The organism is Arthrobacter sp. CG_A4, from assembly GCF_035985125.1.
Lineage (GTDB): Bacteria > Actinomycetota > Actinomycetes > Actinomycetales > Micrococcaceae > Arthrobacter.
Genome location: NZ_JAXCID010000012.1, coordinates 64,995 through 81,315 on the forward strand (window position 1 = coordinate 64,995; position 16,321 = coordinate 81,315).

Genomic DNA, 16,321 nt, shown 5'->3' on the forward strand with positions numbered 1-16,321 from the left:
CTAAACGTACTGACCGTTCCAATGCGGCTCAACCCCCGACCCTGACGAAACGGACAAGGACTACCTGCCGGAGGAGTCGGGAAGCGTTTATGGCCGGGTCTGCGTGAACTGCGGCTTCGATGAGTCGGTGACGTTGTTCGAGGCGATCAACAATTTGGTCTTCGACCCGTTGCCCGCTGATTTCCTCCCCGCAACCCGCTGTACGAAATGCACAGTCGTCTTCGGGCCTGACGGCGAACTCGACCGGGACCGCACGGAGGTTTGGGAGGCGCATGAAGCACGGCTCCGTGCCCAGGAACTTGGTGCCCCCGCTATACATCACATGACTAGCCACAATGAAAACGGAACTCAGATTACGACAAGGGCCGACAAAAATCGTGCTTGCCGTACTCTGTGTTCCGTTTTCTCAAGCGTCCCGGAAATCGGCGGCGGGAGTTTGTGCCCGCATCTTGAGACAGTTGTGACGGGCGTGCGGACGAGATCAGTGGGCGGCGAAGGAGCGCGCGAAGTGATGGACGAGTCGACGGGCTCGCGCCTCGGGGTCGGCCGTCGTGAGGCCGGCAGCTCCGGCGTTGGCCTCGATCAGCAGCACGACGTCATCCCAGCTCACGTCCGTTGATGCCTTTCCGTCGCGCTGTGCCCGACCGATAATGCGTTCCACCTGCGCACTGACAGCAGCTTTCTCGACGTCGAAGGAAGCTCCCTGCAAAAATGACCTCACGACAAGATCCGCGCAGACGCCGTCGTGTGCTTGTTGCACGCAAGTCTCCTCTAGAAGGGTCAAGAGAGCAGACCAAGCGTCCTCAGCGTCGGCGGCCGCGTCCACCGCGCTCATCCACCATCCCAGCTGCCGGGCGAAGACTGCATCCATCAGCGATTCTCTCGACGGAAACCGGCGAGAAAGAGTGGCGGCTCCAACGCCCGCGCGTCTAGCGATCTCCGACATTGGCGTCGTGACACCACTGATCGCGTACAACTGCTCAGCTGCGTCGACGATACGGTCGCGGTTGTCCCGCGCGTCAGCTCGCAAAGTCATGACCCCAGCCTACACATCTGGAAGACCTCAACCACTTGGTGGTAGCGTCGACTAAGTGGAAGAACTCTTTCATTTATCTTTCTCACTTTGGAGCCCTGATGCGCGCAGCACAAATTACCCGATTCGGCGACTGGGAAACTATACAGGTTGCCGACGTGCCTATCCCGGCGCCGCGAGCGGGCGAAGTGCTCGTGCGAGTAGCCGCGTCGAGTGTTAACTCAGTCGACATCACGCACCGTCAGGGTCGGCTCCGGCTGCTCGCTGGACGCCGCATGCCACAGGGGCTAGGAATCGATCTGGTCGGTAGTGTCGAAAGTGTCAGGGGCGCGGCCACGGGTTTCGCACCGGGCCAACGCGTCTGGGGCATCCGAGCCGGCGCCTCAGGGATGCGAAACCCCGCGGGCCTGGCAGCTGACTACTGCGTTATCGAGGCACGCCATCTCGCTCCCGCTCCCGAATCGCTCGATAACGTAGACGCCGCAAGTCTGGTTACAGGTGGATACACCGCGTTGAGAGCATTGAGGGACGTCGCACGCCTCCAGCCGGGCGAGCGGGTCTTGGTGCGCGGAGGCACGGGCGGCGTCGGAAACGCGGTAGTCCAGATCGCGGCTGCTCTCGGCGCTCGCGTGGCCGTACTTGCCTCGCCATCGAGCGGTGACCTCGTCAGCTCGCTCGGCGCTACCGAGTTTTTTGACTACACCACCGCTACGCCGGCCTCAGTCGGGAAGGCGGACGTGATCGTGGACACCGTCGGAACTGATCTGCTCGCCTGGCGGCGGACGCTGGCAGCAGACGGGCGAATGGTAACCGTCGCGTTCGATTCGCTCGCCGGCATCGCTGCAATCGGAAGGTCCAGAGTCTACGGTTCGGCACGCATCCGCACGTTCGCCGGGGAGCCACCCGCCGGTGCACTCGCGACACTGACGCAGTTCGTGGACAAGCACCACATCCGTGGCTTGGTCCACAACACCTACCCGCTCAATGACATCGCAGAGGCGCACCGCGCGTTCGCCGCCGGCGGCGTGCGCGGCAAAATTGCCATCAGAATCGCTGAATGATGTCACCGGCTCGCCAAGGTAGCGTGGCGGGGTCATCACGTGAAGTGCCGTCGGGACCTATCTAACCGTCCAAGACCGATTTACTGCTGTCAGCGGCCAGCGCGGTCGCAATCACGCTCGCGCGCGCGAGGACATCCAGCTGCGACTCGTTGTACAACTCCACTGCGGTCTCGAGGAGAGCCTTCTGCGAGACCCGCGAACCCTTCGGCAGGTGCGCCGCCGGGTCGGCGAGCCACCGGTAGTCGCTGAGGTGTTGAGCGAGTTGAGGGGCGAGCTCCTCGGCGAGTCGTTGCCGGGTGGAATCATCAGCGTCCGGGGGCAGCGCATCGAATTCAACGCCTGCATCTTGTGTCTCTGCCTCGACCATCTTCTTCAGGTCGGCCATCGCCGACTCGTCGTACAGCTGCGAGAAAACGAGCATGAGGGAACGCTCCGGCTTGGACAGCCGGCTTGCGAGGTGCTCGAAGCCCGACGGCACATCGGTGGCCGTGGTCCCGTCCAGGATCGCCCGGATCTCGGCGCGGGCACGCTTGAGCCGTTCTATGCCAGCGGTCAGGTTAGCGTCGACGGCCGTCAGGGCCACTGCCGGTGATTCTTCGCCGAAACCCATCGACTCGATTTGCGCGAGGGGCACATCGAGGTCGCGAAGTCGACGGATCTGGAGCAGCCTCACCAGATGGCGGGCTCCGTACTGCTTGTACCCGTTGGATGTCCGCTCGGGCTGTTCGAGCATCCCGGACTGGTGGTAATGACGGACCGTGTTCACCGTTGTGCCGGCGAGTTCTGCCACCTCGCGCGTGCTCCACGTCATCACAGACTCCATTCGATCACCAGCGGCCGGCAGCGTCAGCTGCGCTCGTCATCACCATTGAAAACTATGTTCCCGCCACAGGGTCAAGAACTGCCCGTGTCATCGAGTTCGCTTGACCGTGTGGCGAGAACACGGTCTTTGCTAAAGCTATCTCACGCGGCGGCCGAACGGCCGTGCCGGATCGGGATCCCTCAGAAAGGTTCAACATGGACACCCCCTACGAATGGCTTCGGAGCTTGATTGAGCACGTTCCTGACATCCTCCACCCCTTGATCGTCGCTCTCGCCGGCGCGATCCCCTATATCGAGGGCGAGGGCGCAGCCGCCTTCGGCATCATCGCCGGTATCAACCCCGTGGTCGCCGCGGTCGCGGGCGCGACCGGCAACATCCTGTGCGTCTTCGGTGTCGTCTTCTTGGGGTCCCGCATCCGTGAACGCGTCGTAGCGCGGCGTGCCGCGAAGCCCGTATTCGTTGCTGCCGGCGGGCATGAGCTGCCCGCAGCCGCGCCTGAAGCGCACGACGCGAAGCCGACCGGACGCTCGAAGGGCCGTGCGCGGCTCCGTCGCTGGACGGTCCGGTTCGGAGTTCCCGGCGCGAGCATCCTCGCCCCACTCGCTCTCCCTACAATGCTGACCGCGGCTTTTTTCGTCAGCACAGGCGTCTCCAAGGGGTGGGTCATGCTGTGGCAGATCGTCGCAATCGTGCTGTGGACGAGCGTCATCGCGGTCGCAGCGTCCGGCGTCCTCGGACTCCTGGGCTGGTGAGCATCAGGCCGGAACGGTGCTCCGCTCAGCTGGGAGAGACCCCACCCGGCTCACGCCCTGCGCTTGTCCCGGCAAAGAATGACCACGACCACGATCACTGCGGCTGCTCCGATGAACGGCGCGGCCAGCCCGGCGTAGGGCACGTTGGAAGAGAAGGTTGAGAAGTCCCATAGTCTGTGCAAGATCATCGCCGGCACCAGTGAACCGCTGAAGCGACGTGCCAGGTAATACACAGATCCCAGGCCGAACTGGATGACTACCTGAGGGATCGCTAGCGCGCCGATACCGAAGAACGCATTCGGCAAGGTGCAGCAAGGAAAACAGGAGGGTGGAGATGAACCAGACACCCGTCTCACCAAATTTCGAGCGCAGAGCGACGAGGAGCTGACCGCGCGCAATCACCTCTTCGTTGAACCCCACGAGTACGCTGCCGATCACCAGGTAGAGCCACATCGTCGGAGTCACCGTGGAATGGTCACCGAAGACCATGTTGAGGATGGCGACGACGGCCATCAGCGCTGGGAGCAGGATGGCTGATTCGGAATTCGCCGCTTATCGAGAAGCGACGGACGCCACCATCCGAACACGGACACGACGATCAGGACGACGACAAGACCGCCGGATAGTGGCGCTACGTACCAGGCCGGGAGGGTGTCTTCGCTTTCGCCTACCCGCGAATAGTCGATTCCGTTGAGTATCCAGATCGTGTAGAAGACCGCAAGGTACGCAAGGAATGCGGATATCCCGAGCCAGACCCTGGGACGTAGGCGCGGAGATGACGAGCCGAGAGGTTTGTTCATGTGGACAGGGTTTCCTCCACGCGACCGATATCCAGGGGTTGCCTCCAACGTTGACAGTGTCCGTGACAGGTGACCCGCTCACTCCGCATCAGGGCGGCATCAGCCTCGCCGAAACGCTGGGTGGAAGCTTGCAGACCGTTGAGGGGGCGCAGCACGGATCACTAATCACGGGACTCGAGCGTATCGACTCCGTCGTTGTCGCTTACCGTGTCGAAGTCAAGACTCCGCCTGCTGGTGGATCGTGTCGAATGTGACCCGGACCGGTCTCGAACGGCCGCGCGAGAAATGCCGGAACGCGAAGTCGTTGTCGGAGAGGACTCGTTCGACCCAAGGGTCCCGTTTCGGCGAAGAAGGCTGCGGTGCGTCCGCTGAATCCGTGTCGCGGATCAGTCGACGAGGAAGACGACCCTGTTCGTCGACCGCACACCGCCGCCGGCGACCCAAGGTCCGAGGTCGGTCCATGGCCTCTGGTCGAGGTCTCCGATCGTGTGGTGGCCGGAGTGGACTTCGGCTGCCAAGTAGTCCATTTCGGAACCGAGCCCATTTTGACTACCGAGGAAGAAGGTCGAGATCGATCTGTCGAAGTTCGTCGGGCCAGCGACAAACGCGCCGAACGGGAAGTGCTCGTCGTGACCGGCGGCATGGCCGAGCGCAATGACCGTACCTCCCCGCGCGAGCAAGGAATACGCGGCGACGAGATGCGGTCCGCCCACGACGTCCAACGCCGCGAAGACCGGCGACGATACTGTGTCCATCGTCGCGTGCACCTCTGCCGCTCCGAGCTGCCTGATTCGTTCGTGGGCCACCTGGTCGCGCGCGATCGCGACGACGTGCGCCCCGGATCTGGCGGCCAGCTGAACGGCGGCCGTTCCCACGGCACTGTTGGCACCCACCACGAGCAGACGCCGCCCGAGCAAAGAACCGAGCCGTCGAAGCGCCCGGAGAGCGCTGGTGACCGGGACCGGGATCGCGCTCATCAGCGCCGGGTCTGCGCCGTTCGGTGTCACGGCGATCGTCGCTGTCGGAACACTCCGCCTCTGAGCCCAGCCGCCATGGCTGCCGAGGAAGATCACGGACTGACCTTCCTCGGGCCCGCTCCCGTTCGGCGCGCGACGAAACACGGTCCCGGCGCCGTCCCAGCCTGGGACTGATCCGGGTTCCGCCGTGGCGAGCGCTGCGAGATCTCCCGGGTTCGGAGCGAATGCCCGCACCTGAAGGAGAGCTTCATCTTCACGTTGGAGCGGATCGGGCAGTTCGCGAAAGGAAAGTCCCGCGTGGCTTGTCTGGTCGGCTACCCATGCACGCATTGTGTGTGTTTCTTCCTGTTGGTCCGATTCAATAGTCGTGTTGCTCGGAACTTGGTCAAGCGTCATGCCTGCGCCGCCTGAGGATTCCATCGACGAGCAGGACCACCAAGCCAACCGCGCCTGCAGGCCGGCCAAGCAGGATGAGCCCGCCGGCCCCGATATTCGCATCGTTGGCGAAAGGATCGGTGATGGCCCACGCACCGGCGAGCATCAGGAAGCCGACGGCGAGAAGAATCGTTCCAGTCACTCTGAGCATGTCGTCTCGATTCTACTGGGTGGTATTTCAGGACGGCCTGATCGGCTCATCGGTTGCAGGCTCGAGATAGAACCGCGCCCAGGACACCAGGCCGTTCGAATCGGTGCGCCAGATTACGGGGCCTACGATTCCTGCCGAAGTGCCGTCGGCCGCGGTGCCGTCCATCTCCCACTCCGACCAGACTTCGTCGCCATTGATCGCGCGACGAAGAACTCGCGCCGTCAGATTTGGGAATCGGCTGAGTATCGCGGTCCAGTTACGCAGCACGGTTGCGCGACCCTCGAAATTCCTAGACGGGTGATGAGGGGTTTCGGAAACATAGTCGGCGGAGAAGCACGCTGCGATGCTGTTGGCGTCATGGGAGTTGATCGCTGCCTCGAGCTTGGTGAGCGCATTTAGGTCTGTCATTTTCGCCAGCTTTCGTTGGGGGTGATTTCGTTGCCATTCGCGCCATTCGCGCCATTCGCGCCATTCGCGCTTTTCGAGCAGCGCGGTCTCAGTCGCCGTTGGGCGCAAGGACTCCGGTTCGGGCAGGAGTTATCGGGTCGGTGAAGTTGGGGTCTTCCCGGTCCCCCTTGCGCCCTAGCGGAGCCCAATGCTCGAACGTTTTCTCTTCCAGCGGCATGGGCTTCGCGTCGATGACCATCGAGGCGGGCCGATCGGCGTCGCCAAGAAGGAAGTCGCGAACGGGTCGATCGACGTCCGCGGTGCCGTAGGGGAAGACTCCGTGCACGCCTTCATTGTCGATAGCAATCAAGCTTGTATTCGGGAGAGTGTTCCCGAGAGCTTGCCCTCCCTCCCACGGCGCGAGCGGGTCTAGCTCACTTTGCAGGACGATCGTCTCAGGAAAGGCTCCGGTAGCTTCGGGCATCTCAACGTCTGTCGGCCAGAAGGCACACTCCGGCGGGGCATCGAGGCGTTGGAGTTGCGCCGTGAACGGCGCTAGCTCCGTCATCTGAGCGTTGTACCCATCCCAATGCGCCTGACCCTGTGTCCACTCGCCATCGGCGCAGCGGAGGAAGTCATCGGCGCTCGAGTAACTTGCCTGGACAAGTCCGTCAGACTGCGCCGGAGCGGGCGCGTAGATGGGGAACTGCGTGAACGCGGCTTCCCTCGCTTCATCCGGAAGGCCAAGGCTGTTGATGACGCGGGTAGCCCGCTCGATGTGATCACCCGTACCGTCTGACTCGCCCTCCACGATCAGTTGCTGGATCACGCTCCCGACGAATTCAGAGGAGACGGGCTTGGCCTGCAAAGTGGCCGCGCCGGTCGAAGCCCAGACGAGGTACGCGGCGTCCTCCATCTCGGGTGAGCCGGTCGCCGCGAAGTAGCGGTCCCAGATAGCCTCAGGCTCATCCCCCAGGCCGAACGTGGCGTCATTCCGGGCGAGCCAATTCATCATCAGCAGCCTGAGCTGCCGGTCGATGGCCACGTACTGGCCCTTCCAGCTCTTCTCGTACGTGGCACTCGTCCCATCGATTGCCGAGTCAAGCACCATACGTTCGATGTTGTCAGGGAAGAGTTTCCCGAACCACGATCCAAGCCACGTCCCGTAGGAGTAACCGAGGTAGGAGACCTTGTCAAGACCAAGCAGATGCCGCATGAAGTCCATGTCGTACGCGACTTGTTCCGTCGTCATCGTGGCAAAATCGGGGTCGTCCGAACACGTTTCACCGATGGCCCGCGGTTGGGCTGCCGGCCCGCCGCTGGGGTCGTATTCGTAGTCGCAAGCCAGTGTGCTCGACAAGCCGAGGCCACGCTGGTCGAAGCTCAGGAAGTTCGTCGATGAACGAAGCTCAGGCACGCGATACTGTGTCGTCGAGCTGAACGACAGCGAGGGAAACGGGCCGCCGGCGTGCACGAAGAGCGTCTCCGCTTCGGGGTCGGACACGTCGAGGTTCTGCGCAAAGGAAATGCGCACGTCCCAGGTGTCTGCCGGGTCTGGGTCGAGCCAGTCCTTCGGCACCTCGATGGTCGCGCACTTCACGTTCGCTGCGTCATCGCCAGGTAACAGTTCCGCTGGGCCGAAGTCGCACGACTCCCACACCAGCTCCTGATCCGCTAGAGATCCGGCGAGCTCAGCAACGTCAGGCATACCGGAGCCGTCGGGTTTCGTTGCGTTCCAGAGAACAGCGGATCCCGCAATGGCCGCAACTGCCAGCATGGCCACACCCGGGATCAGAAATCTCTTCCGGCGCATCAAGAGCGGCGCGCCGGTCACAATCGCTTCGTCAGGCCTGGCCGATCCATCTGTGGTCGAGGGCACAATGACTCTCCTTTTTGCTTGGGGCCGTCAGAGCGGCTCTTCGCTTGAGTTCACACCGTGTTGCAAGCACAAGGTCAAGTGCGGGTCGACCGGCCTCGACCATGCGGGCGGTATCGCACCGCTTGGAGGGCCCGAGCATCCGGCCGATTTGGCAATCGCTGTCAGCTCAAAATCACCACGACTTTGCCTGCGCCACCCGAGGCGAGCTCGTGCGCCTGACTCATGGATGCGAGCGGCAATACGTGGCCCACACGAGGAAAATAGAGTCCACGCCTGCCGAGCTCGGCAGTCTGTTCAAGGAGTGCAAAGTCGTTCTCAGCGTTCACAATAACGACTCCTAGCCGCGCAGCTTCCCCCGTGCCCACGACTGACACGACGCTGGACTTGTCGCCGACAATGTCCACAAGATCGACCAGGGCCCGCGATGGTGCAGCATGCAAGGCCGCGAATTCTCCCTCCGGCGCCAACGCAGCGACGCGTTCGGCCAGACCGGGCCCATAGGTCGTCGCAGCAGCTCCGAGATCGGCGAGGTGCTGATGGTTCGCGGGGCTCGCCGCACCGATTACTGTGGCTCCAGCGGCAATCGCCAGCACAACGGGCTCATCGGACTCAGCAACAAGCGGTCCCTCAGCGCACACGACCACTGTCGATCAGGAGTTGCGCACCTACGCGGGATATTCTTGCGGAAGTAGCTCGCCCATACGCTTCAACGTGCGCAGCTGCGCCGGGTTGTAAACCTCGGCCAAGGCTTGCGCGACCGTGGATTCTGCGGACTGCTCGCCATGCGTGGAGTGCGTCAGCGCATCAGATAGCTGGGGGTGCTTCTCGCGCTGTGCAAGCACAACCGGCACCATTCTGGCGGCGAGTGCGTCGATAGTTGCATCATTCGCGTCTGCGGGAATGCGCTCGAACTCGTCGTCGACGTCACTGCGCTCGGCCACAGCGTGACTGAGGGCTTCGAGGGCTGACTCGTCAAAAACCGTCGAGTAGACCGAAAGCATCGACCTTTGCGACTCCGAAATCTCCCCCGATACTGCAGCGAAGCCGGGAGGTATGTCTGCAGCCGCACCATGCTCCAGAATCGTCGCCAGCTCCGCTCGCACCGCAGCCAGGCGCTCCATCGTGGCAGCCAACTCGGCGTCGAGAGCACGGATCTCGTCCGCCGGATCCCCGCCCGGCCGGTCCATGCCCGCCACCTGCGCCAGAGAGAACCCTAGGTCGCCGAGCCGCTTGATCTGCAGGAGCCGGATGAGGTGCGGAACACCGTATTGCTTGTATCCGTTGGCCGCGCGATCCGGCAGATCGAGCAACTCGACCCTGTGATAGTGCCGCACGGCGTTGACCGTGGTGTTCGCCAGGCCGGCCAGTTGCTGAGTACTCCACGCCATTTTGCCCCCCTTCTGCCTTTGCACTATCGCACTATCGTGCGAGCGCGGCCAGTTCGGCGAGCTGAGGCAAGATGACGTAGATCAATGTGATCGCCTCGTAGAGCGCGCCGATGACCAGCAGAACAAAAGCAGGCAGGATCAGCCAGGCGAACTGCTGAAGTCCGCGCAGGTAGCCCCGGCGTCGGTTCGGAGCACCTACGGTCCGCGGAAAGATCCAGGAGCGACCAAACACGTACGCACCGAGTGTGAGGAGGACGTAGGCCTCAATCTCGATAAGCACCGTCACGAGATGGGGAAGCATCACTACCCAGTTTTCCGACCCGTTCGCGGAAAGGGTCACGCCGATCTCGGCTGCTTTATAACCGAAGTACGCAATGCCGGCAAACGGCACAACAAGGGAGGGGAAAACGATCACGGCGCCGACCTGCACTGCATTGTTGATGAGAATACCCAGCGCGAAGATCCAGACATTGCTGAGGAGCGACATGACTTTCTCAAGCGTGCCGTCGTCTTCCATCCCGCTCACCTGCGCGGTGCCCAGGTCAGGGAGAAGCATCCCGACAATGAAACCCGCGACGACCAGCCCGAAGAGCAAGACGTTCAAGAGGAGAAAAGGCCGGCGGTTTTCGCGAATGATTTGAAAAGGCCTGACAAAGAAGTAGGCGCGTGATTTGGCCGTTCGTGTCTCTAGATGTGTAGTCATGGGTACCATTCAAAACTATGTTCCAGGGACAGAGTCAAGGGCGAATATTTGTGGCCCGGCACTTGGCAAGCAAGGGGGCGTCTTTTCCCACGACGGTCGCCACGACGATATCGAGAAGACGCGCGCTGCAATCCAATTTTGGATCGAAGCAATGTCCTACGGCGATACCTCGTAAAGCCCTTGAGATGTGCGCCATCTAGAAACGGGGCACGAGGAACATCGGAACGAAAAGTCACGCTAACGCCCTCGGCCGGGTCCGATGAGTGAGTTCTGGTGCGTCCAGTGGAGACGTGGTGATCAGTGATTGGCGATTGGCCGTAAGTTGTGGTCGTGCTTGTTGACTTCGGGGTCTGAGTAGTAACGGAACGAGATTGTGTGATTAGGGGCGCTTGCGAAAACGGAGCTCAGATGACGGTAAGCACGATTCTAGGCGGGCCCTTGGCGTTCCTTTGTGACGAGCGATTCTGGGTCGCTCGTGCTTTCCGTCTTGGACAGGTCCGGGAACGTTTGCGCGACTGACCCCTTAGCGCCAATTACGACATAAGTCCTCCTCGACCCCCGAACCCGCCAGCCCAAGCCCGCGAGACACCCAAACGTGACTGACCGTTCCAATGCGGCTCAACCCCCGCCTACGAAAAGTACTGCGCAGACCACCCCGAACCAGGGATGCTCGGGGTTGTCGAAAATCAGGAAGAGCGCCAGCGCCGTGAAGAGGCCAAACACCAGCGGTGCAACCCATACCGTGTGCCGATCGCGGATGAGAATCCAGATCAGCTCGGCTTCCCATTGTTCAGCGGATGCCTGCTCCGGCAGTTGCCCAGTTGAAATGGCCTTGTTGATGTTTGCTGCAGTCGGCGACCCGGGCGGGAGCTTGCGCTCCTTCGCTTGAACGCGGCGGCCGAACCACAGAACGAAGATTCCGACGACCACACCGAAAGCGCTGGTCAAGGCGATATCCTCTGCCACGACCTCCTTGCCCTGGAGGAGTCGCATGCCCAGCTGGATGGCAGCCCACCCAACTGCGACCACGAGCGCGATCAGCCATAGAGGGGTGCGCCGCAGCAATTCCTGCCAGCGGGCCCTCGGGCTTTCGGTCATGACTCCTCCTCGGCAGTCATAGCATCTGGGAATCGAAGATCAGTCGGACCACCACGAACAAGTTTGGTCCGCACTCCACTCGTTTACTATTGCGGCCACCCTAACCCGTTGACACCGCAGGGCCTAGGAAATGCCGGTCACCCACGTCCTTTCGGCGTTGGACCACCAGAACCGGCTTGACCAGTGCCGTTCGCCCGGGCGCAGGTCCCGGCGCTGCCAACGGCGCTGCCAAGGGCGCGGCCTGACGGGGACAGCCTGACGGCGTCGTCTGCAAGGATGGAACCATGTCAGCTAATTACGATGTGGTGATTGTCGGCGGCGGTATCGCCGGCCTCTCCCTGGCCTCAGCCCTTGCCGGACAATGCAGCGTCGCACTGGTGGAAGCCGAGCAGACCTTGGCGTACCACACCTCCGCGCGCTCGGCCCGGCAGCTGATCCCCAGCTACGGCCCCGCCGTCGTCCAGGAACTCACGCTCCGCACCCTCGAACTCATCGCCGGCCAGGACGCCATCCGGCCGGAACCGGTGCTTTCGCCCCGCAGCTTCATGCTGATCGGCGATGACGAAACCGTCCGTGGGAAGGCCAGCGGCCACATGCGCCGGATCACCCACGCCGAGGCCCTCAAGCTCTGCCCGGCCCTGGTTCCGGACTCCTTCAGCGCCGCCGGGCTGGACACCGGCTCCTTCGCCTGCAACGCGCCCGTGCTGCTCGAGGACCACCGCCGGCGGGCCGAGGCCGGTGGCGTGGACATCATCACCGGCGCCCGGGTCCACTCGGCCCAGCGCCTGGGCTCCGGCTGGCAGCTCGGCGCCGGGCAGGAAGGCTTCGGAGCCGGCGTCGTCGTCAATGCGGCCGGCGCCTGGGCGGACGAACTCGCCGTCCTCAGCGGCGTCGAGAAGGTCCAGCTGCAGCCGTACCGGCGCACCGCGGCGATTGTCGACGTCGGGCATCCCCTCCCGGAGCGCAGCCCCATGGTTGCGGCCGCCGACGACAGCTTCTATTTCCGGCGCGACGGCGGGCAGGTCCTGATCTCGCCGTCGGAGTCCGTGCCGAGCGGCCCGGAAGACGCGCAGCCGTACCCGGGCGACGTCGAGGCGCTGGTCGCCCGGCTCAACGCCCTCACCACGCTGGGCATCCGCGGCGTCCGCACGGCCTGGACGGGGCTACGGACGGAGGCGGCCGACGGCGTTCCCGTGGTGGGGTTCGACGCCGAAGCCCCAGGCTTCTTCTGGCTCGCCGGCCAGGGCGGCTACGGTTTCCAGACCTCCTCCGCCATCGCCGAACTGGCCGCGGGACTGATCCTCGCCGGGCAGGGCCCGGCCGGAACCGGCGCACCCGCCGCCGCTATTCCGGCATCCCGGACGGCCGAGGCGCTGGCGGCAACCCGCTGGTCCATCCGGCGCTGAAGAATGAACCCATGAGCACCCTGATTACCAACATTGCCGAGCTGATGACCCAGGACACCGAACACCGCGTCCTCAAAAACGCGGCCGTGGTGATCGAGGGGGAGCGGATCGGCTGGATCGGCGCCGCGGCCGGGGCGCCAGCGGCGGACGAGGCAGTCGACGCCGGCGGACGTGCCGTCCTGCCGGGCTGGGTCGATTCCCACACCCACCTGATCTTCGCCGGGGACCGGACCGCCGAGTTCGAGGCCCGGATGGCGGGGGAGAGCTACAGCGCCGGCGGGATCGCCGTGACCACCGGCGCCACCCGGAGCACCAGCGACTTCGACCTCACCCGGCTGGCGATGGGACGGGTGGCCGAGGCCGTGTCCCAGGGCACCACCTATCTTGAGACAAAGACCGGCTACGGCCTGGACGTGGAGAACGAGGCGCGCAGCGCCCGGATCGCCTCCACCGTCGCGGACGAGGTCACCTACCTCGGCGCCCACCTGGTGCCCGCCGGGATGGATTCCGACGAGTACACGGAGCTCGTCTGCGGGCCCATGCTCTCCGCCGTCCGGCCGTTTGTCCGCTGGGCCGACGTCTTCTGCGAACGGGGCGCCTTCACCGAGGACCAGTCGCGGCGTGTGCTCCAGGCCTGCAAAGACGCCGGGCTGGGGCTCCGCGTGCACGGCAACCAGCTCGGCGAAGGCCCCGGCGTGCAGCTCGCCGTGGAATTCGGCGCCGCCAGCGTGGACCACCTGAACTACCTCTCCGCCGCCGACGTCGACGCCCTCGCGGCGAGCTGGTCCGGCTGGGAGCCCGGCTCCGGGGATGGCCCGCGAGGCGCCCGGCGCGGCACGGTGGCAACATGCCTGCCGGCCTGCGATCTCTCCACCCGCCAGCCGCTGGCCCCGGGCCGGGAACTGCTCGACGCCGGGGTGCAGCTCGCGCTGGCCACCAACTGCAACCCGGGCACCTCCTACACGAGCTCCATGGCGTTCTGCGTCACCACAGCGGTGCTGCAGATGCGGCTCAGCGTCCACGAGGCCGTCCGGGCGGCGACCTACGGCGGTGCGCTGGCGCTCGGACGCGAGTCAGGGAACGACGTCGACGGCGAACGCGCGGTCGGCTCGATCGCCGTCGGACACCGCGCGGACCTGCACCTGCTCAACGCGCCGTCCGCCACCCACCTGGCCTACCGGCCGGGCATTCCGCTGACCCATGCCGTCTGGCGCGCCGGCGTCCGCGCCCGCTGACGCAGCGCGCGCGTAGGGGGACCAAGATCTATCCTGCGATGAGCTCCTTGACCGGCCCTTCGTGCAAGGCCAGGTACACATCGTCTCGGATCCGATTGGCCTGTGGATCTGTCATGGTCCGGGCGAGAGGGCGCAGCACCAGACGGATCAGCGCGTTGGCCTGTCCGGCGCAGATGCGGAGTCGTTCCTGCGCTGCCGGAGGAAGCCCGCCATAGGACGTCAGGGCCAGGAGCTCGACGCATTCCAGGTCTTCGGCTCTTCGGCCCAATGCAGTCCGCACCCGGTCTCCGAGCACTTCGGCATCCATATCGGCGGGAACCACGATGGAGATGTCCCGGCGGATGGAGGGCAGCTGGGAGACCGGTTTCCATCGGGACAGGTCCAACAGCTGCTGTTCGATTCTCTGGTCCGTAGACCGAAGCAACCTGATGTCGGGGATGCCTTTGCGGAGCATCAGGGCCCGGTCCAGACCCATCCCCAGAGCCAGTCCCGACCACTTTGCGGAATCCAGTCCAGCGTCGGAGAACAGGTGCGGCGCCATGAGCCCGCATTCTGCGAGTTCCAGCCATTCCCCGTCCATAAGGACATCGACCTGCAAACCGTCTCTGGTGTAGGGGTGAAGTGCCGGAACTGCCCGCCATTGCGCCCCCGGAAGCACCGCCTGCACCAGGGATGCGATCATTTCCTGCAGGTTGCCGGAGTCAAGTTGATCCCGCGAGCTGACGCGCCACAGGTCCACCTGGTGGGGAGTTCCCACATGGGTGCGGTCGATGGAATCGCGCCGGTAGACCAGGCCGGGGATGGCCCAGAGCTCGTCCATGGAGTCGTCGGCATCCAGTGCCCGCAGCAGCGACGGGATGGACGCCGACGTGTGGCTTCGCAGCATGACTGTTGGGCTGACGTAGCGGGAGTATCTTTGATCCCGCGTAACGTCGGATTCGTTGAACCCCAGGCGGTCGTAGTTGTCGATCACACTGACCAGGGGGCTGTGCCGAACGATTCGTGCCGGCACGCCCCATTGGTTGCAGAGGGTGTCGATAACGCCCTGTAAGAGGGCCTGCATTGCATGGGGTTGATCGTCCGGATTTGAGAGGTCACGGATGGTCAAAGCGTCATGGAGTTCGGAGGGACTGAGATACGTGGGCATTGTTGGTCCTTATGTTCGGATGTGAGTGAAGGTTTCCTCCCCCGACTCACATCCGGCGCCAGGACCTAGGCGCGCGCCTGAGAGCCCTCGCGACCGGAGACCGGTCGGGGGCACATAAATCGACGCGTAGGGAGCATGGGGCGATTCTACCCCAATGCGCTGCCAGCCGGGCTTTGTGCCAGCATCAGCACCCCCATGCCGCCGAGGAACGTGGTGGTGTGGAACCTCGCGCGGACCTGCACCTGCTCAACGGGCCGTCCGCCACCCACCTGGTCTACCGGCCGGGCATTCCGCAGACCCACGAAGTCTGGCGCGCGGCGGTCCGCGCCGACGCAGCACGTGCGCTCCAGGGAGCAGCCAGCGGCTTAGAAAAACATCGGCGGGGCGTCCAGTACCGTTTCATCGACGAGCCGGGCTTCCCACTGGCTGAACGGCTTGTCCAGCTCATACTTGCCCAACCCGGTGCGGTGCAGGGTCCGGACCGCTGCGTTCTCCGGGTTGTTGAGGGACTCGAAGTACTCAACGGACCAGTGGAACCAGCGCATGCAGAACAACCGCATGGTCAACCCGTGCGTTACGAACAGCGCGTTCGGGGCATAGCTCGGCTTGGACCAGTGCCGGTACAGGGTTTCCATGAACGAGGAGATCCTGTCGTACACATCGGAGCCGGATTCTCCCTCCCGGAAGCGATAGAAGAAATGTCCGTAGGCGTTGCGGAGCTCCTTCTGGTCCTCGATGTCGCCGGCGATCTGAAAGTTCGCCCAGTCCTGCTCCCGAAGCCGCGGCTCCTCGATGACCCGCTCGATCAGCGGACCGAGGTTGAGCGCCTCGAGGGTCTGATAGGCCCGGAGATAGGGGGAAACGTAGACGCAGACCGGACGCCCGTCCAGCAGCCGCCGGACCTGCTCACCGGCGGCGCGGGCCTGCTCGAGGCCCAGCCCGGTCAGCGGAATCCGGTAGTCGGGTACCCGGTTGTAGATCGTGGTGTCGGCGTTGGCGGCGGACTGGCCATGCCGGATCATGATGATTTTCCCGGGCGCACTCAT

At 64.0% G+C, this 16,321-nt stretch carries 17 protein-coding genes and 3 pseudogenes; 6 read left to right on the forward strand and 14 right to left on the reverse strand.

Features of this window, described 5'->3' with window-relative positions:
* Window positions 1-481: 481 nt before the first annotated feature.
* Window positions 482-1,036 (reverse strand): TetR/AcrR family transcriptional regulator, encoded by a 555-nt coding sequence (locus tag RCH07_RS07335; protein ID WP_326966804.1) that lies wholly within the window; start codon window positions 1,034-1,036, stop codon window positions 482-484.
* A 98-nt stretch (window positions 1,037-1,134) separates the two neighbouring features.
* Between RCH07_RS07335 and RCH07_RS19270 the strand changes: the two are divergent.
* Both RCH07_RS19270 and RCH07_RS07340 read left to right on the forward strand, forming a co-directional pair.
* Window positions 1,135-1,482 (forward strand): annotated as a pseudogene (locus RCH07_RS19270) (alcohol dehydrogenase catalytic domain-containing protein); the annotation flags it as partial.
* Window positions 1,483-1,545: 63 nt separating this feature from the next.
* Complete coding sequence (locus RCH07_RS07340; RefSeq protein WP_326966805.1) at window positions 1,546-2,094, forward strand: zinc-binding dehydrogenase; 549 nt, start codon at window positions 1,546-1,548, stop codon at window positions 2,092-2,094.
* Window positions 2,095-2,155: 61 nt separating this feature from the next.
* On the opposite strand, the gene RCH07_RS07345 is transcribed toward RCH07_RS07340, so the two are convergent.
* Window positions 2,156-2,905 carry a MerR family transcriptional regulator gene (locus RCH07_RS07345; RefSeq protein ID WP_326966806.1) on the reverse strand — a complete coding sequence of 250 codons (750 nt, stop codon included), beginning with the start codon at window positions 2,903-2,905 and terminating at the stop codon, window positions 2,156-2,158.
* Between the two features lie 236 nt (window positions 2,906-3,141).
* Between RCH07_RS07345 and RCH07_RS07350 the strand changes: the two genes are divergently transcribed.
* Complete coding sequence (locus RCH07_RS07350; RefSeq protein WP_326966807.1) at window positions 3,142-3,669, forward strand: small multidrug efflux protein; 528 nt, start codon at window positions 3,142-3,144, stop codon at window positions 3,667-3,669.
* Between the two features lie 50 nt (window positions 3,670-3,719).
* Here RCH07_RS07350 and RCH07_RS07355 read toward each other — a convergent pair whose 3' ends face one another.
* Together RCH07_RS07355 and RCH07_RS19275 are read right to left on the reverse strand one after the other, a co-directional pair.
* Window positions 3,720-3,974 (reverse strand): CPBP family glutamic-type intramembrane protease, encoded by a 255-nt coding sequence (locus RCH07_RS07355; RefSeq protein WP_442784785.1) that lies wholly within the window; start codon window positions 3,972-3,974, stop codon window positions 3,720-3,722.
* 52 nt (window positions 3,975-4,026) lie between these two features.
* Window positions 4,027-4,182 (reverse strand): annotated as a pseudogene (locus tag RCH07_RS19275) (type II CAAX prenyl endopeptidase Rce1 family protein); the annotation flags it as partial.
* Window positions 4,183-4,444: 262 nt separating this feature from the next.
* Between RCH07_RS19275 and RCH07_RS19280 the strand changes: the two are divergent.
* Entirely contained in the window at window positions 4,445-4,723 is a 279-nt protein-coding gene (locus RCH07_RS19280) for an alpha/beta hydrolase (RefSeq protein WP_442784786.1), read from the forward strand.
* Between the two features lie 132 nt (window positions 4,724-4,855).
* Here RCH07_RS19280 and RCH07_RS07360 read toward each other — a convergent pair whose 3' ends face one another.
* The 8 genes and pseudogenes from RCH07_RS07360 to RCH07_RS07395 form a co-directional block, all read right to left on the reverse strand.
* Complete coding sequence (locus tag RCH07_RS07360; RefSeq protein WP_326966808.1) at window positions 4,856-5,446, reverse strand: zinc-binding dehydrogenase; 591 nt, start codon at window positions 5,444-5,446, stop codon at window positions 4,856-4,858.
* 385 nt (window positions 5,447-5,831) lie between these two features.
* Entirely contained in the window at window positions 5,832-6,032 is a 201-nt protein-coding gene (locus RCH07_RS07365; RefSeq protein WP_326966809.1) for a hypothetical protein, read from the reverse strand.
* A gap of 27 nt (window positions 6,033-6,059) precedes the next feature.
* Window positions 6,060-6,548: a nuclear transport factor 2 family protein gene (locus RCH07_RS07370; protein ID WP_326966810.1), complete on the reverse strand. Its 489-nt coding sequence runs from the start codon at window positions 6,546-6,548 to the stop codon at window positions 6,060-6,062.
* Window positions 6,529-8,298, reverse strand: coding sequence for an alpha/beta fold hydrolase (locus RCH07_RS07375; protein ID WP_326966811.1), 1,770 nt, complete (start codon window positions 8,296-8,298; stop codon window positions 6,529-6,531). Before RCH07_RS07375 ends, RCH07_RS07370 begins: the two co-directional genes overlap by 20 nt.
* A gap of 161 nt (window positions 8,299-8,459) precedes the next feature.
* A pseudogene (locus RCH07_RS07380) lies at window positions 8,460-8,891 on the reverse strand (NADP-dependent oxidoreductase); the annotation flags it as partial.
* A 72-nt stretch (window positions 8,892-8,963) separates the two neighbouring features.
* Window positions 8,964-9,686: a helix-turn-helix domain-containing protein gene (locus tag RCH07_RS07385; protein ID WP_326966813.1), complete on the reverse strand. Its 723-nt coding sequence runs from the start codon at window positions 9,684-9,686 to the stop codon at window positions 8,964-8,966.
* Window positions 9,687-9,717: 31 nt separating this feature from the next.
* The gene (locus tag RCH07_RS07390) at window positions 9,718-10,389 is read right to left on the reverse strand and encodes a stage II sporulation protein M (RefSeq protein ID WP_326966814.1); all 672 of its coding nucleotides are present in this window, start codon (window positions 10,387-10,389) and stop codon (window positions 9,718-9,720) included.
* A 618-nt stretch (window positions 10,390-11,007) separates the two neighbouring features.
* A complete protein-coding gene (locus RCH07_RS07395; protein WP_326966815.1) occupies window positions 11,008-11,487 on the reverse strand; it encodes a hypothetical protein in 480 nt (159 codons plus the stop codon).
* 284 nt (window positions 11,488-11,771) lie between these two features.
* Here RCH07_RS07395 and RCH07_RS07400 point away from each other — a divergent pair, with 284 nt between their 5' ends.
* Window positions 11,772-12,893, forward strand: coding sequence for an NAD(P)/FAD-dependent oxidoreductase (locus RCH07_RS07400; protein ID WP_326966816.1), 1,122 nt, complete (start codon window positions 11,772-11,774; stop codon window positions 12,891-12,893).
* An 11-nt stretch (window positions 12,894-12,904) separates the two neighbouring features.
* Window positions 12,905-14,128: an imidazolonepropionase gene (gene hutI / locus RCH07_RS07405; RefSeq protein ID WP_326966817.1), complete on the forward strand. Its 1,224-nt coding sequence runs from the start codon at window positions 12,905-12,907 to the stop codon at window positions 14,126-14,128.
* 28 nt (window positions 14,129-14,156) lie between these two features.
* Here hutI and srmL read toward each other — a convergent pair whose 3' ends face one another.
* Complete coding sequence (gene srmL, locus RCH07_RS07410; protein WP_326966818.1) at window positions 14,157-15,275, reverse strand: PheS-related mystery ligase SrmL; 1,119 nt, start codon at window positions 15,273-15,275, stop codon at window positions 14,157-14,159.
* A 365-nt stretch (window positions 15,276-15,640) separates the two neighbouring features.
* Window positions 15,641-16,321: a histidine phosphatase family protein gene (locus tag RCH07_RS07415; RefSeq protein ID WP_326966819.1), complete on the reverse strand. Its 681-nt coding sequence runs from the start codon at window positions 16,319-16,321 to the stop codon at window positions 15,641-15,643.

Bases quoted from the DNA above. Each gene is read 5' to 3' on its own strand.
- RCH07_RS07335 (WP_326966804.1), bottom strand. From the start codon at position 1,036: ATGACTTTGCGAGCTGACGCGCGGGACAACCGCGACCGTATCGTCGAC.
- RCH07_RS07345 (WP_326966806.1), bottom strand. From the start codon at position 2,905: ATGACGTGGAGCACGCGCGAGGTGGCAGAACTCGCCGGCACAACGGTG.
- RCH07_RS19280 (WP_442784786.1), top strand. From the start codon at position 4,445: ATGACGAGCCGAGAGGTTTGTTCATGTGGACAGGGTTTCCTCCACGCG.
- RCH07_RS07360 (WP_326966808.1), bottom strand. From the start codon at position 5,446: ATGAGCGCGATCCCGGTCCCGGTCACCAGCGCTCTCCGGGCGCTTCGA.
- RCH07_RS07365 (WP_326966809.1), bottom strand. From the start codon at position 6,032: ATGCTCAGAGTGACTGGAACGATTCTTCTCGCCGTCGGCTTCCTGATG.
- RCH07_RS07385 (WP_326966813.1), bottom strand. From the start codon at position 9,686: ATGGCGTGGAGTACTCAGCAACTGGCCGGCCTGGCGAACACCACGGTC.
- RCH07_RS07390 (WP_326966814.1), bottom strand. From the start codon at position 10,389: ATGACTACACATCTAGAGACACGAACGGCCAAATCACGCGCCTACTTC.
- RCH07_RS07395 (WP_326966815.1), bottom strand. From the start codon at position 11,487: ATGACCGAAAGCCCGAGGGCCCGCTGGCAGGAATTGCTGCGGCGCACC.
- RCH07_RS07400 (WP_326966816.1), top strand. From the start codon at position 11,772: ATGTCAGCTAATTACGATGTGGTGATTGTCGGCGGCGGTATCGCCGGC.
- hutI (WP_326966817.1), top strand. From the start codon at position 12,905: ATGAGCACCCTGATTACCAACATTGCCGAGCTGATGACCCAGGACACC.
- srmL (WP_326966818.1), bottom strand. From the start codon at position 15,275: ATGCCCACGTATCTCAGTCCCTCCGAACTCCATGACGCTTTGACCATC.
- RCH07_RS07415 (WP_326966819.1), bottom strand. From the start codon at position 16,321: ATGAGTGCGCCCGGGAAAATCATCATGATCCGGCATGGCCAGTCCGCC.